A 13,143-nucleotide genomic window follows, 5' to 3' on the forward strand; every position below is an offset into this window, starting at 1 on the left:
AGACATTTTCATAAAAACTGAAAATGTCTTCATCGCTTATTCTTTATTTTTTTTCACAAAACTAACTATACATTCAATAAGTGCCACGATAATGAGGGATATACCAAATAAAGGCATCAGTATACCTAAAAGGACCATTAACATTATAAAACCAATGGATAGCCCTTTAAAATTTTTCGGTGGTGCAGAAAACTTGTCTTTTTTCTTCCGCGAAAGCCATGTTTTAAAACCCCAAAAAATAACAAAAAGAAAAGCAAGACAAACTACTAAGTTTAAAACCTTATTTGGCCAGCCAAATAAATGTCCTTCATGTAATGGAATCCCCCATGTAAACCATTTTTGTAAAAGATTATAATCCTCATAATTAACAGCGGCGATATATTCACCGGAATATTGGTCAAAGTAAGTAGTCATTTCTTCTGACGGACTCACATCCAAACCCGTTACACCGGAATTACTTCCTTTAGAAACAATATAAACACCGTCATCAGCAGAAGGGTAAACAATAGAATAAGGTTTACTAATATTTTCACTTTCCACTTCATCTATTAGTTGCCCTACTGAAATCATAAACTCATTATGTTCGCTCTGACCTGATCCTCCGTGATGATGGGCATGAGGATCATCAGATGCTGGGGTTTCCTCTTGCCTTGTCGCCCATGGGATCTCATTAATATCAGATGTTGGTGGATTTAATTCCAGTTCAGGTGCATTATTACTGGCAGTTGTATAGATTATATTCCCCATAACCGCAGACCACGGTAAGCCCGTGAAAATAATAACTACCATTGGAATGGTAATGATTACACCTATAAGCGCATGTAATTTTTTATTACGAAAGTTCTTAGAACCATTTGCTTTTCTCGTTAAGATCTTCCCTTTAAAAGTCATATACAACCCACTGATTAGTAGAAAGATGGCCCAACAGGCCGCTAGTTCAACTAAATAATTGACCGGTGTTCCTCCTACAAATAGGGAGCTATGTATGCTACGCATCACATTTGAGTATGTATTGGCTGCATCCTGACTCCCAACAATTTGGTTTTGTTCATCAAGGAAAACATACTTTTGTTCCCCAGCCTCATCTGTTAAAGTTAAACGAGTATTATATGGCTCCTCCATGATACTAATCTTTGTAACAGCAAAGCCATGAAAGTCTTTTTCAACTTTCTCTATTCCTTCGTCTATCGTTAATTGTTCACTGCTTTCACTATCTCCAAAGAATAAATCATCATATAATTGATTTTCGACTTCTGGAAAAAACAAATAACCAATTCCTGAAAGAGTTAATGTAATAAGTAAGGGAGCAATAAAAATCCCCGCAAAAAAATGCCATCTCCAAAAACGATTATAAAATCCCTTTTTCATCTTGTATTCTCCTACTCTATAATCATAAAATTAGTTCGAATGACAACAGCCACCAGACATTTGCTTCACAATTTCTTTTATCGCTTCTTCAAACGGTAAGATTTCTCCGCCAAACCCTTGTTGGAATTGCTTGGCATGTTTATAAGAATTGAAACAAATCACTTGAGGGTGGCAGCAATTTAAATCAAGGTCAGCATTAATTAAATACAATGCTGCTTTTGCGCTCATCGTCGTATCTTTTAAGAAGTCTCTACAAATAATTTGTGTCACATCTTCCTTAATATCTTCATAACGTAATAATCCACAATGAGGACAACATGTTTGCTCAATCACATCATTCTCTCTGATGATTTGCACTGATAATCTTGCTTGCAATGGTTTCAAACAATAAGTACATTGGTTCTCTTTCGTTATATTTCTTGGAATGAGTGCAATCCCGTTAGATGTTTTAATGATTTTATCCTGTTTCAATAATGGCTTTATATCTCGATAAACCGTCATTTCTGATACGCCTAGTCTCTTACTAATTGTCGAAACTTTTAATGATCCTTCTTTCTCTAGCCAATCTATCATTTTTTCTCTTCTTTCAATTGGCAACATGAAATCCCTCCTCAAAAATATTTATGTTAGTAAAAGTGAATTCATAACGAATAATAACATAAAATCACATGTTTTTATTCGTTACTCTAAACAATTACTAAAAGGTTTGCTATCTATACACACTCTCTTCATATATATTGGTTTTTTTTCACATTTCAAAAAACACCATGATGAAAAATAAATGTACTTGTGGATTATTTTTAAGGAGCATAAAGATAAATGAAATGTCAAAAACCCGTGTGCTATAACGCCCACGGGTTTTAACCTACTCGGTTAATTTACAAAGATGGTTTATTGTTTTACTGGTGTAAGTGGAGTCCCATCTGAAAATACTCGGTCAATGTTCTGTACGCATAATTCCATCATTTTATATCTTGTTTCAGTTGTTGCACTTCCAATATGAGGCAATGCGACTACTTGTTTTAATTGCAATAGAGGATGATCTCCTGAGATTGGTTCTTCTGCGAACACATCTAATCCAGCTCCCGCAATTTCACCCTCTACTAAGGCAGAGTAGAGGTCATCTTCATTGACTACTGGTCCACGTGAGGCATTAACAAAAATAGCTGAAGGTTTCATTTGCTGAAAGACTTCTTTTGTGAAAAGATTTCTTGTTTCATTTGTTAAAGGCGTTAAGCAGACGATAAAATCAGATTGACTGACAAGTTCTTCGAATGAAACATACTGGGCATGAAGCTCTTCTTCCGCTCTCTTTTTCCTAGTTCGATTATAATAAAGGATATGCATATCAAATCCTTTTGCACGTTTAGCAACCACCTCACCAATACTCCCCATTCCAACAATTCCAATGTTTTTTCTATGGACGTCATGTCCAGCTAATAGCAGTGGACTCCAGCTTTTCCACTGATTATTTTTCACATATTCTGCCGCTTCAATCATTCTCCTTGCCGTAGCTAATAATAATGAAAAAGTCAGATCAGCTGTTGATTCGGTTAGGACATCAGGTGTATTAGTGATTGTTACATTCGCGCGCTCTGCCGCTTGTATATCTATGTTGTCATAACCAACGGCCATATTGGCCACAACCTTTAATTTCGGGGCATGTTGAAATAATTCCTCATCTACTTTTTCTGATAACATTGTCATTAAGCCTTCTGCATCTTTCACCTTTTCGAGTAACACATGACGAGGGATTACTACATCCTCCTTGTCCCACATCTCAACATCGTATTTTGCTTGTAATGGCTCAATGACCTCATATGGAAGTTTCCTTGTAATAAACAATTTCTTACCCATTCTCTCACCACTTCCCATTTTCTTTTCATTATAGGCAAATTTTTCATTTGGTGGAAGTGATTTTGCTTGGTGAGAAAGCACGATCCAGCTTGAACTTGGCTCGTGCTTATAAAATGGTTGATCTTTAGCTTCAGGTGAGACTCATCTTAATTAATTGCTACATTATTGGAATGAAGGTGTGCTTATTTCAGATTTCCCCACACTTTCCAACTTTTTTCCTGATGAAGGGTACATATATAAATTTATTTATTTCGATTCCAACCATTCAGGCATAGGAATATACCATTGTTTAGACACTTCCTGATGGTTTACGATTTCAAAAAAACGCGATATGAATTGTTCATATTCTGGCGATTGGTGCAAATACTTTTCTAATTTTTCCTTCAGAATATTTCGTTCTTGTTCTGTTTGTGCACCGTAATAGCTTTCGATGCATTCAAAATAATGAAGTGGGAACATCATTCTCGCATAATATAAACGCCATGAAAAACTTGACAATGGACTGATCGATTCATATTCTTCAACAAACTTTCTTACATCTGGTTGATAGGTTTTTATATTCTTGAAGTACTTCTCTCTCGTCCATTCGGCTAAATCTCTTGTGGCATGGTCAAATACCCAATCAAAAGGGTTTTTCACATAATATTGTTCTCCCCATGTACGATTAGAAAATCTTTCATGGCAGACAGTGCCAGTATCAGTCATCATCGGTTCATCATCAAATTCCGTATCAACAATATATTGAATCGCATTTTCAGCCATTCCCATGTAATAAGGAAATGATTCTAAAAATAGGCGGTCAAATTCACTTTCTCCATCAAATTGAAATACCATATCATTCCATACCTTTTCCATTTGATCGAGTCTTGTTTCCCACAGTGTTTTCCATTGACCGATTCGACTTGTTTGTTCCACTGCAAAATTAACCGTTCTCCCTCGAAAGTGGAATTTTGCCAACTTCCTGCCGAAATGTCCTTCTTTTCTTGGCTGTAAACGTTGATTACTTAAAACTGCATATCTCGCTTCCTCCCACTCAGTATAAGGCTTTCCTTCTGTTGTTTTTTTAAATCCAGCAATATTCTTATCCCCACTCATTCTTAAATGCTCTGCAATTTGATCCAGTTCAGTGAGCGCCTCTTCTTTTAAATGATTAGCAGGGACTAGTATATACACTTCATTTTGTGATTTACAAGCATTATAATGATCAAACCGAAACTCTTCTTCCGCCTGAATATTATATTTTTCCTTGAGTAAACGTCTTAACATTCGTCATAACCCCCTTTTAATCAAGCTAAATAGATGCATTTTATTCAAATATATGAAAAAATAGCTAAAACTTGTTGATTTATTTTTAGGGGATATGATGGTTTGAAAGTTCGCAAGCTATCATTACTATCATATAGTAGTAAAGAGCAGCATAAAGCGAATAAAATTATAGAAAAAGGTGAACTCATGAGTGAAGAAAAAGCAATTACTTTAACAGAGAAAACAGCAAGAAAATGGCTCAAAGAACGAGGAGTAGAGATTGTTGATATTGCTGAGTTAGTGTATTTTCTTCAAGAGAAATATCATCAAAACTTGAAAATAGAAACATGTATCGACAATGTAGAAAGAGTATTATCCAAACGGGAAGTACAAAACGCCATTCTCACCGGTATTCAATTAGATATGCTTGCAGAAGAAAAGAAATTAATGGAACCACTGCAATCCATTATTGAAACAGATGAAGGATTATATGGTGTTGACGAAGTTTTAGCGCTATCAATTGTAAATGTGTATGGTTCAATCGGAATGACCAATTTTGGTTATGTAGATAAATTAAAACCCGGTATCTTAGGTCCATTAAATGATAAAAACTCTGAAAGATGCCATACTTTTTTAGATGATATTGTTGGTGCCATTGCTGCTGCGGCTTCTAGTCGCCTTGCCCACCGTGCGCATCATGTGGAATAGATAGAAGAAAAATAGTAGGACATCACATTATAGTGAGCCTGCTATTTTTATTTTACCCTCCTTTATATTACTGCAGAGTTTTAGATAAATTTGTTGTTATAAAAAGCGTTCATGTTCACTCGCATGACTGTCTATAATCGTCTTCGCAGTCAACATCTATTCCAACAATATAAAAAACAGCAAGTACATCTTTCGTACTGCTGTTCTTCATTTCTTATAAGTAATCCCACTGATTTAGTGTATCCACAACAAAGGTTGGTTGCTTGTCGTAGCCTTTTAAAAGTTCCTTCGTTGTTACGCCTGTATGAACCAATAATGTGTCTAAACCAGCATTCATTCCTGCCTTGATATCTGTATCATAGTTATCTCCAACCATCAATGTATGAGCTTTATCTGTGCCTAAAACTTTTAACGCTTGCTCCATAATGATCGCTTCTGGCTTGCCAATAAAAGTTGGGATAGTTTGCGTCGATACACTAATGACTGAGGTTAATGAGCCATTGCCAGGTAAAAGTCCTCTTTCAGTTGGAATGGCAATATCACCGTTTGTAGAGATAAAGGTAGCTCCATTTCTTACAGCCAAACAAGCTGTTGCAAGTTTCTCGTAGTTGATGTCACGATCGATTCCTGAAACAACATAATCGGCGTGCTCACCTGCAAAGTGAAAGCCCTTTTCTTCTAATGCCTGTCTAATCCCTTCTTCTCCGATCACAAATATAGACGCTTCGGGACTTCTTTGAAAAATATAATTCGCCGTTGCCATACTAGTTGTAAATACTTTATCTTCAGTCGCCTCAATGCCAAAATTTTGAAGTTTTTCAGCAACTTGTTTCGGTGTTCTAGATGAATTGTTTGTGACAAAAAGGTAGGGAATGCCTCTTTCTTTTAACCCTTGAATAAAGGAAACGGCTTCATGAATTAATTGTTTTCCTTTGTACATCGTCCCATCTAAATCAATTAAATAACCTTTATATTTTGTCATTTACTTTCCCCCTAATTTCTAAAAGCTGATACAGGACCAAGTTCTTTCATTAAATAGTCTCTAACAGCTGTAGGGAATTTTTTTAATTGAGCTATTTCTAATTGGAAACTCTTGTTTAATTCATCATGTTGAATGCCTGTATAACTTTGCACTAATGGCTTACGGTAAGCAATAACCTTTTTATAGCTGATAGCCATTTCATGGTCAATGACTTTTTCATCTTCCAGAATATCAATAATATCTTCATAACTACCTGGGTCTCTCATAATAAAGCCATCAATCATTGCATTACCTACATCTAAGACCGCCTCAATAACCATATGGCTCAGTCTTTCAAGCGCAAGTTTCTCTATATCCGAATGAAGTGCTGTATGTTTCCCTAATAGTGATAGTTGTTTTTCCAAATAAACGAGGATTTCCTCAATTTTTTCTCGATCAACAAAATACATGTCCCTCACCTTTCTCATCCCATACTTCCTATCTATTGTATCTCATTCATAACAATGAAGAAAGTTCTCCCTTATGTGAGTATAAAATCAATTTCCTGTCTGCTAAGATTTTGTTATGATAAATGTAGCATGGATAGTTAGAAAGGGGTCTATACGTTAAATGACCGAAAGATTCTTTTTATATGATGATTTAGAAGATACAAAAACACGCTTTGTTAGTTTTATGGGTGAAAATCAACGCTTTGATTTAGCGCTTGTTCGTTCAGATCGGTATTATGGAAAACAACTTGTTCTTGATATTCAAGGAAGTCGTTTTGCTATTATTGGTACCGATGACCTTGAAGAAGAGGGTTATTTAGAACATGCTTTTCAATTGGAGAGCGAAGATGCAGAAGAGTTAAGAGCCTTTTTATATGAGGTCATTTAACCGATTGGATAATATTGATTGTTCCTGCAAATAGTATAAATGGGAGCGTAGCAGGCTCTCATTTTTTCTCATATTATTAGGAGTGATATCAATGGATCAAAAAAAGAATTACTCGGATTTTGACAATGTTGAATCACAAAAGGAAAACCTCGCAGTGGAAGATTTACCTGAGGGCCCGTATGGTGCACCAAGAGGGAAGCATACACCTGTTGAGAACAAAAGTTCAGAGTGGGAAGAAGGTCAACACCAATCTAGTGCATTTGTTTATGAAAATCGGGAACTTCATGCTGACATTCCTAGAGAAATGCCTGGAGCACACGAACCCCATTCAGAAGCTTCAGATGAGTAATTTTAACAGAAAAAAAGCTGGACGAATAATTCGTTCAGCTTTTTCTATTGCTTCACTCTTTTTACAACGAAATAAGGACAACCAAAATTACAATATTCGTATAAATACTCTGTCAAAGTGCTAATTTTCGTATCATACGTCGCTTTTTGATTCTGATCGTCAAAAAAACCTCTAAGTCTTAGTTGGCCGTATCCCCAGTCACCTACAATATAATCATAACGATTTAATATTTCACTATATCGACCCCGAAAAGCTTCTTCATTAAATCCGTCTCTAATATCTTCAATTACTTCATAACATGCGTTTTGTATACAAACCAATTGATCTCACCTCTTTTTCATTGGCTCACTAATTAAATTATAAAGAAAGTTAACGTCTATGTACAATAGTCCTATTTTAAATTATAACTGATTCACCATCAATTACTAAGGAAAAAAACGAAAGAATCGGAAAAGATATTGTTAAGGGGGTGTTTCTGATGAAAAAAATGATAATGTTCATCGGGATATCCAGTATGGTTGCTCTCACTGGATGTCAAGCAGCCGATCATTCCGCTAAAGGTGATATTTATCCCGAAAGTGGCAATACGGTTAATGTGAATGATCAGCGAACAGATATTTACAATACTAGTCAGCAAAGTAGTGAAGATTTCGGATACGTTCGTCATCAAAAAAGTCCTATTTATGGAGAAAAGGTATCCAATGAACATTATGCTGCCATTAATCGTGAAAAAGTGGCTGATATTATCGGAAAATATTGTACTGAACTTCCAAATGTGGATGATGTGTCTACATTAGTGACAGACAATGAAGTGTTAATTGTTTACAATACGGATTCAGATAATCGTGAATCAACTGCTACACAAGTAGAAAAAATGGCAGAATCAGTTGTTCCCGGATGGTTTGATATTTATACGACTGACAATACCAATCTCCGCAAAGAAATAGAAAGTTATTCTACGATGGATGCAGATAGTGAGCACACCCATTATGGTATTGATCAATTAACGAGCCAAATGAAAAAAGCCGATATTAACAAGTCTGAAAAGATGTCAAATAAGTAACGCTGTGAAATATCAAAAGAGGATTAGCTCCTTTAGCTAATCCCCTTTCTTGTGTTTACGCTTCTTTCGCGTCTACTTCACCCATTTGTTGTCTTTGCTTAGCTGCTGCATTTACTTGTTCATCTGCATGATAGGAAGAACGAACCATTGGACCTGCTTCACAATGGCTAAACCCTTTGGACATTGCAATTTCCCTTAATTCATTAAACTCATCTGGATGATAATATTTTACAACTTTTATATGTTTTTTAGATGGTTGTAGATATTGACCAATCGTCATAATATCTACGTCATGCGCTCGCAAATCATCCATCGTTTGAATGATTTCTTCTTTTGTTTCCCCTAGCCCCACCATTAAACTTGATTTGGTTGGAATTTCAGGTTGCATTTCTTTAGAACGTTGTAAAAATTCAAGTGATCGTTTATATGTAGCACGCGCTCTTACTCTTGGCGTCAGTCTTTCTACTGTTTCAATATTATGGTTTAAGATATCTGGTTTTGCATCCATTACTGTTTTAAGATTTTCATATACCCCGCCCATATCAGAAGGTAAAACCTCTACAGTTGTAAATGGACTTTTTCTTCTAATGGCACGAATCGTTTCCGCTAAAATAGCTGATCCACCATCTTTTAAATCATCTCGCGCAACCACTGTAATAACTGCATGTTTTAAATTCATTAAAGCGACAGAATCAGCTACGCGTTCTGGTTCTTCCCAATCAAGCTCAGTTGGCAGTCCTGTTTTGACCGCACAAAAACGACAGGCTCTTGTACAAACAGAACCTAAGATCATAAATGTTGCTGTCCTTCTTACCGCCCAACATTCATGAATATTTGGGCATTTTGCCTCTTCACATACAGTATGAAGATTCTTTTCTCTCATCATTTTCTTTAATCCGGTGTAGTTTTTATTAGTGTTTAACTTTATTTTCAACCAATCCGGCTTACGTAAATGTTCATCTTTCTTAGTCGTCATTCTTCTTCACTCCATCCCAGAATTTCAAAAAGACGCTTTTTTTATCATCATTTTTATCTAGAGAGTCTTACAGAAGCAACTTTAACACATGGAAGTAGATAGAACAACCTCGTTCATTAAAAACCTTCCAATATTTTATATTTATCGTTTTTCTATTTTATCACAAACTATAACAGTAATTAGAAGAGAAGGGAGGTTTATTGGTGCGAGTTTTCACATTACTTATCACCTTAACAACGGTCTTATCCTTTATGCAACCAGAAACGGCAGCAGCCTCCGAATTAGATGATATTTACGCAAAAAGAATGGCGCTTTATGAAAGAATTGAAACAGTCACGACCATTCCTTGGTATTATCTTGCTGCCATCGATCAATATGAAAGAAATGTAAGACAATCAAGAAGAGACTTACCTAAAGCTGAAGGGATTACTGGCATTTACTTTAAACCGGAGGAATGGGTTGGTTTCACAAATCCAAACATAAATGACGAAGACCCAAAGACGATAGAGTTCTTTAATGGTATTGGCTTTGATGGTGATGGTGACGGAAAAGCAAGTTTAGATAGTGATGACGATGTATTGTACGCATTTGCTAACTTTCTACTTCGTTATGGTACGGATTATGAGAACATTAAAATTGGTATTTGGAACTATTATAAACGTGATAAATCAGTCAGAATTATTATGGGAAAGGCAAAGCTTTATCAAAACTACGGGAGACTTAATTTAGATGAACATGTTTTTCCTGTCCCAATTGGTACTCATTATAGCTATCGTAGTACATGGGGAAGTGCGAGAGGTTGGGGTGGTAGAAGAATCCATGAAGGAACAGATATTTTTGCTGATTACGGCTTACCAGTTAGAGCTACCAGCTATGGTATTGTCGAAATGAAAGGCTGGAATAAATATGGTGGTTGGCGAATTGGTATTCGCGATATCAACAATAACTATCACTATTACGCTCACCTAAGCGGATTTTCTGATGACTTAAAAGTTGGTCAAATAGTTGAACCTGGCAAAGTCATTGGTGGTGTCGGTAGTTCTGGCTATGGACCAAAAGGGACTTCGGGAAAATTCCCTCCACACCTCCATTATGGTATGTATAAGGATAATGGCTATACTGAATGGTCGTACGATCCATACCCTCATTTGAATCTTTGGGAAAGACAAGAAAGAGCAAAGTAAACGAGGAATAGATGACGCCTTCTTGTTAGAAGCGGCATCTAACTCCTCGCTTTTTGAATTTCGCTTGAGCAATGATCCATTACCCAATATTTTGTTAACGGGTTCTTTTTATCCGCCTAAATAAGCCATACGGATTTCATCACTTTCTTGTAAATCTTTTGCTGATCCGGTGAGCACTACTTTTCCAGTTTCAAGGACATACCCTCTTTTCGCAATAGAGAGGGCCATATGCGCATTTTGTTCAACAAGTAAAATCGTTGTTCCATTTGTTTCATTAATTTCTTCTATAATACTGAAGATGGTCTTAACCATAATTGGGGCAAGGCCCATGGATGGTTCATCTAACAAAAGCAACTTAGGTCTAGCCATAATGGCTCTGCCCATCGCTAACATTTGTTGTTCTCCGCCTGATAAAGTTCCGGAAAGCTGTCCTTTTCTTTCGAATAATCGCGGGAAAAGTTCATAGACTTTCTGGATATCTTTTTGTACTTCTTTATCTTTTCTCACAAAAGCGCCTAGTTCTAAATTTTCTTCTACAGTCATATTCGAGAACACGCGTCTTCCCTCTGGTACATGCGATATCCCAGCCTTTACAATCGTTTGTGCTTGTTTACCAACAATCGATTGATTCTCATATTGAATCACGCCTTGCTTCGGCTTTAATAATCCTGATAACGTTTTTAATAGCGTGCTTTTCCCTGCTCCGTTTGCACCAATTAAAGTGACAATCTCTCCTTCTAATACCTCTAACGAGACGCCCTTTAATGCATGAATATTCCCATAGTAAACATCTATTCCATCAACCTTGAGCATCCGAAGAAACCTCCTCTCCGAGATAAGCCTCGATTACTTTTGGGTTACTTCTAATTTCTTCTGGCAACCCTTCGGCAATTAATTGCCCATGGTCAAGCACATAAATTCTTTCACATATCCCCATAACTAAATTCATATCGTGCTCAATTAAGAGTATTGTTAAATCAAACTTCTCTCTAATAAAGCGAATGAGCTCCATAAGGTCATGTGTTTCTTGTGGGTTCATACCGGCAGCCGGCTCATCTAACAGCAAAAGCTTTGGTCCAGCTGCTAATGCTCTTGCGATTTCTAATCGCCTTTGTTGTCCATATGGCAAGTTTTTAGCTAATTCACCCTTCACATGTTCAAGCTGAAAAATACGTAATAGTTCTATTGATTTGTCTTCCATTTCTTTTTCTCCGTTAAAATGGGAAGGCAACCGCAGAATCGAGCTTAACATCGAATGTTTCGCACGCGAATGATTCGCTACTTTTACATTATCTAACACAGAAAGGTCATTGAATAAACGAATATTTTGAAACGTCCTACTGATACCTTTCCTTGTCACCTGATAGGGAGGGAGTCCGTTTAAACGTACACCTTCTAAGAAAATATCTCCTTCAGTCGGCACGTAGACACCAGTTAATAGGTTGAAGCTGGTCGTTTTCCCTGCTCCGTTTGGACCAATCAAACCGATCAGTTCCCCTTGGTGAATTTCCAAATCGAATCCTGAAACAGCTTTTAAACCGCCAAAAGAAATACCAGCTTGATTGACTTTTAATAATGGTTGATTCTCCATTTTAGCTTCCTCCTTTCACGCTTTTACGTTTAAAGAGGTCCGTAATTTCCTTTGTCCCCAATAAACCTTGCGGACGGTAAAGCATAACTAGAATGAGCACGGCACTATAGATTATCATTCGTGTTTCAGGATAACTTTGTAAAAATGTGGAGATAATCGTTAACAAAATAGCCGAGATAACCGCCCCAGATAGACTGCCTAATCCCCCTAATACGACGAAAATGAGGATATCAAATGATTTCAAAAAACCAAATTGAACGGGTTGAATAATATAAAAATTATGAGCATATAACCCCCCTGCGATTCCTGCGAAAAAAGACCCAATGGCAAATGCCGCTACTTTATAATAGGTCGTATTAATACCCATCGCATCGGCAGCGATTTCATTTTCTCTAATCGATATACATGCGCGACCATGCCTTGAATTTGTAAAATTCACAATCACTAATACGGTAATAAATAAGCAGATGAAGGCCGAAGTCCAAGTTGTCATCTTTGTGACCTGCATACCTGCTGCTCCACCTACTGCATCAATATTTAAGAAAATGATGCGGATAATCTCTGCAAATCCTAATGTTGCAATCGCTAAATAATCACCACGTAACCTTAAAGAAGGTATCCCAACAATTAAGCCAGTTAAAGCGGCAACAATCCCACCAATAATAAGTGCAATAGGAAATGGAAGTGAAAGTTTCATCGTTACAATTGCTGAAATGTAAGCCCCAACAGCTAAAAAACCAGCATGTCCGATTGAAAATTGTCCTGTAATGCCAATAACTAAATGTAAACTGACGGCCAAAATAATATTAATACAAATATAAACAAGTGTATTCACATGATAATTATTAATCATTCCAGTATTTGCAGCCATCTGAACTGCAAAATAAACAATAATGGAGAGAATAACAAACAACCAGAAACCTTTGATCTTCTTCGTATTCATC

16 protein-coding genes are annotated in these 13,143 nt (G+C 36.6%); 5 read left to right on the forward strand and 11 right to left on the reverse strand.

Features of this window, described 5'->3' with window-relative positions:
- Positions 1–36: 36 nt before the first annotated feature.
- The 4 genes from LCM23_RS17320 to yutH all read right to left on the reverse strand — a co-directional run bounded on the left by LCM23_RS17320 (position 37) and on the right by yutH (position 4,491).
- Positions 37–1,368, reverse strand: a complete 1,332-nt coding sequence (locus LCM23_RS17320) for a PepSY-associated TM helix domain-containing protein (protein ID WP_224938071.1) — start codon at positions 1,366–1,368, stop codon at positions 37–39.
- A 30-nt stretch (positions 1,369–1,398) separates the two neighbouring features.
- Positions 1,399–1,968: a DeoR family transcriptional regulator gene (locus LCM23_RS17325; RefSeq protein WP_095372019.1), complete on the reverse strand. Its 570-nt coding sequence runs from the start codon at positions 1,966–1,968 to the stop codon at positions 1,399–1,401.
- A gap of 291 nt (positions 1,969–2,259) precedes the next feature.
- Positions 2,260–3,225, reverse strand: coding sequence for a 2-hydroxyacid dehydrogenase (locus LCM23_RS17330; protein WP_224938072.1), 966 nt, complete (start codon positions 3,223–3,225; stop codon positions 2,260–2,262).
- 246 nt (positions 3,226–3,471) lie between these two features.
- The gene (gene yutH, locus LCM23_RS17335) at positions 3,472–4,491 is read right to left on the reverse strand and encodes a spore coat putative kinase YutH (protein ID WP_224938073.1); all 1,020 of its coding nucleotides are present in this window, start codon (positions 4,489–4,491) and stop codon (positions 3,472–3,474) included.
- 186 nt (positions 4,492–4,677) lie between these two features.
- Between yutH and LCM23_RS17340 the strand changes: the two genes are divergently transcribed.
- The gene (locus tag LCM23_RS17340; RefSeq protein WP_095373610.1) at positions 4,678–5,178 is read left to right on the forward strand and encodes a phosphatidylglycerophosphatase A family protein; all 501 of its coding nucleotides are present in this window, start codon (positions 4,678–4,680) and stop codon (positions 5,176–5,178) included.
- 214 nt (positions 5,179–5,392) lie between these two features.
- Here LCM23_RS17340 and LCM23_RS17345 read toward each other — a convergent pair whose 3' ends face one another.
- On the reverse strand, positions 5,393–6,160 hold the full coding sequence (locus LCM23_RS17345) for a TIGR01457 family HAD-type hydrolase (protein ID WP_224938074.1): 768 nt from the start codon (positions 6,158–6,160) through the stop codon (positions 5,393–5,395).
- Positions 6,161–6,171: 11 nt separating this feature from the next.
- On the reverse strand, positions 6,172–6,609 hold the full coding sequence (locus LCM23_RS17350) for a DUF86 domain-containing protein (RefSeq protein ID WP_224938119.1): 438 nt from the start codon (positions 6,607–6,609) through the stop codon (positions 6,172–6,174).
- 160 nt (positions 6,610–6,769) lie between these two features.
- Between LCM23_RS17350 and LCM23_RS17355 the strand changes: the two genes are divergently transcribed.
- Positions 6,770–7,036, forward strand: a complete 267-nt coding sequence (locus tag LCM23_RS17355) for a DUF3055 domain-containing protein (RefSeq protein ID WP_095372016.1) — start codon at positions 6,770–6,772, stop codon at positions 7,034–7,036.
- 91 nt (positions 7,037–7,127) lie between these two features.
- Positions 7,128–7,385 carry a hypothetical protein gene (locus LCM23_RS17360; protein WP_224938075.1) on the forward strand — a complete coding sequence of 86 codons (258 nt, stop codon included), beginning with the start codon at positions 7,128–7,130 and terminating at the stop codon, positions 7,383–7,385.
- Positions 7,386–7,429: 44 nt separating this feature from the next.
- Here the strand turns inward: LCM23_RS17360 and LCM23_RS17365 are convergent, their stop codons facing one another.
- Positions 7,430–7,705, reverse strand: a complete 276-nt coding sequence (locus LCM23_RS17365) for a YutD family protein (RefSeq protein ID WP_095372014.1) — start codon at positions 7,703–7,705, stop codon at positions 7,430–7,432.
- 158 nt (positions 7,706–7,863) lie between these two features.
- Between LCM23_RS17365 and LCM23_RS17370 the strand changes: the two genes are divergently transcribed.
- The gene (locus tag LCM23_RS17370) at positions 7,864–8,448 is read left to right on the forward strand and encodes a YhcN/YlaJ family sporulation lipoprotein (protein ID WP_224938076.1); all 585 of its coding nucleotides are present in this window, start codon (positions 7,864–7,866) and stop codon (positions 8,446–8,448) included.
- 55 nt (positions 8,449–8,503) lie between these two features.
- On the opposite strand, the gene lipA is transcribed toward LCM23_RS17370, so the two are convergent.
- Positions 8,504–9,424: a lipoyl synthase gene (gene lipA / locus LCM23_RS17375; RefSeq protein WP_224938077.1), complete on the reverse strand. Its 921-nt coding sequence runs from the start codon at positions 9,422–9,424 to the stop codon at positions 8,504–8,506.
- 251 nt (positions 9,425–9,675) lie between these two features.
- On the opposite strand from lipA, the gene LCM23_RS17380 reads away from it, so the two are divergent.
- Positions 9,676–10,608 carry a M23 family metallopeptidase gene (locus tag LCM23_RS17380; protein ID WP_224938120.1) on the forward strand — a complete coding sequence of 311 codons (933 nt, stop codon included), beginning with the start codon at positions 9,676–9,678 and terminating at the stop codon, positions 10,606–10,608.
- Positions 10,609–10,716: 108 nt separating this feature from the next.
- Here LCM23_RS17380 and LCM23_RS17385 read toward each other — a convergent pair whose 3' ends face one another.
- The 3 genes from LCM23_RS17385 to LCM23_RS17395 are packed head-to-tail and all read right to left on the reverse strand — an operon-like array spanning position 10,717 to position 13,142.
- A complete protein-coding gene (locus LCM23_RS17385; protein ID WP_095372011.1) occupies positions 10,717–11,421 on the reverse strand; it encodes an ABC transporter ATP-binding protein in 705 nt (234 codons plus the stop codon).
- Entirely contained in the window at positions 11,408–12,199 is a 792-nt protein-coding gene (locus LCM23_RS17390) for an ABC transporter ATP-binding protein (protein ID WP_224938078.1), read from the reverse strand. Before LCM23_RS17390 ends, LCM23_RS17385 begins: the two co-directional genes overlap by 14 nt.
- 1 nt (position 12,200) lies before the next feature.
- Complete coding sequence (locus tag LCM23_RS17395; protein ID WP_224938079.1) at positions 12,201–13,142, reverse strand: branched-chain amino acid ABC transporter permease; 942 nt, start codon at positions 13,140–13,142, stop codon at positions 12,201–12,203.
- Position 13,143: the final 1 nt, after the last annotated feature.

It is taken from the genome of Cytobacillus kochii (genome assembly GCF_020171845.1).
GTDB lineage: Bacteria > Bacillota > Bacilli > Bacillales > Cytobacillaceae > Cytobacillus > Cytobacillus kochii.

What these genes read in the sequence shown, in the direction of transcription:
- LCM23_RS17320 (WP_224938071.1), bottom strand. Translation starts at nt 1,368, where the DNA reads ATGAAAAAGGGATTTTATAATCGTTTTTGGAGATGGCATTTTTTTGCG.
- LCM23_RS17325 (WP_095372019.1), bottom strand. Translation starts at nt 1,968, where the DNA reads ATGTTGCCAATTGAAAGAAGAGAAAAAATGATAGATTGGCTAGAGAAA.
- LCM23_RS17330 (WP_224938072.1), bottom strand. Translation starts at nt 3,225, where the DNA reads ATGGGTAAGAAATTGTTTATTACAAGGAAACTTCCATATGAGGTCATT.
- yutH (WP_224938073.1), bottom strand. Translation starts at nt 4,491, where the DNA reads ATGTTAAGACGTTTACTCAAGGAAAAATATAATATTCAGGCGGAAGAA.
- LCM23_RS17340 (WP_095373610.1), top strand. Translation starts at nt 4,678, where the DNA reads ATGAGTGAAGAAAAAGCAATTACTTTAACAGAGAAAACAGCAAGAAAA.
- LCM23_RS17345 (WP_224938074.1), bottom strand. Translation starts at nt 6,160, where the DNA reads ATGACAAAATATAAAGGTTATTTAATTGATTTAGATGGGACGATGTAC.
- LCM23_RS17350 (WP_224938119.1), bottom strand. Translation starts at nt 6,609, where the DNA reads ATGTATTTTGTTGATCGAGAAAAAATTGAGGAAATCCTCGTTTATTTG.
- LCM23_RS17355 (WP_095372016.1), top strand. Translation starts at nt 6,770, where the DNA reads ATGACCGAAAGATTCTTTTTATATGATGATTTAGAAGATACAAAAACA.
- LCM23_RS17360 (WP_224938075.1), top strand. Translation starts at nt 7,128, where the DNA reads ATGGATCAAAAAAAGAATTACTCGGATTTTGACAATGTTGAATCACAA.
- LCM23_RS17370 (WP_224938076.1), top strand. Translation starts at nt 7,864, where the DNA reads ATGAAAAAAATGATAATGTTCATCGGGATATCCAGTATGGTTGCTCTC.
- lipA (WP_224938077.1), bottom strand. Translation starts at nt 9,424, where the DNA reads ATGACGACTAAGAAAGATGAACATTTACGTAAGCCGGATTGGTTGAAA.
- LCM23_RS17380 (WP_224938120.1), top strand. Translation starts at nt 9,676, where the DNA reads ATGCAACCAGAAACGGCAGCAGCCTCCGAATTAGATGATATTTACGCA.
- LCM23_RS17385 (WP_095372011.1), bottom strand. Translation starts at nt 11,421, where the DNA reads ATGCTCAAGGTTGATGGAATAGATGTTTACTATGGGAATATTCATGCA.
- LCM23_RS17390 (WP_224938078.1), bottom strand. Translation starts at nt 12,199, where the DNA reads ATGGAGAATCAACCATTATTAAAAGTCAATCAAGCTGGTATTTCTTTT.
- LCM23_RS17395 (WP_224938079.1), bottom strand. Translation starts at nt 13,142, where the DNA reads ATGAATACGAAGAAGATCAAAGGTTTCTGGTTGTTTGTTATTCTCTCC.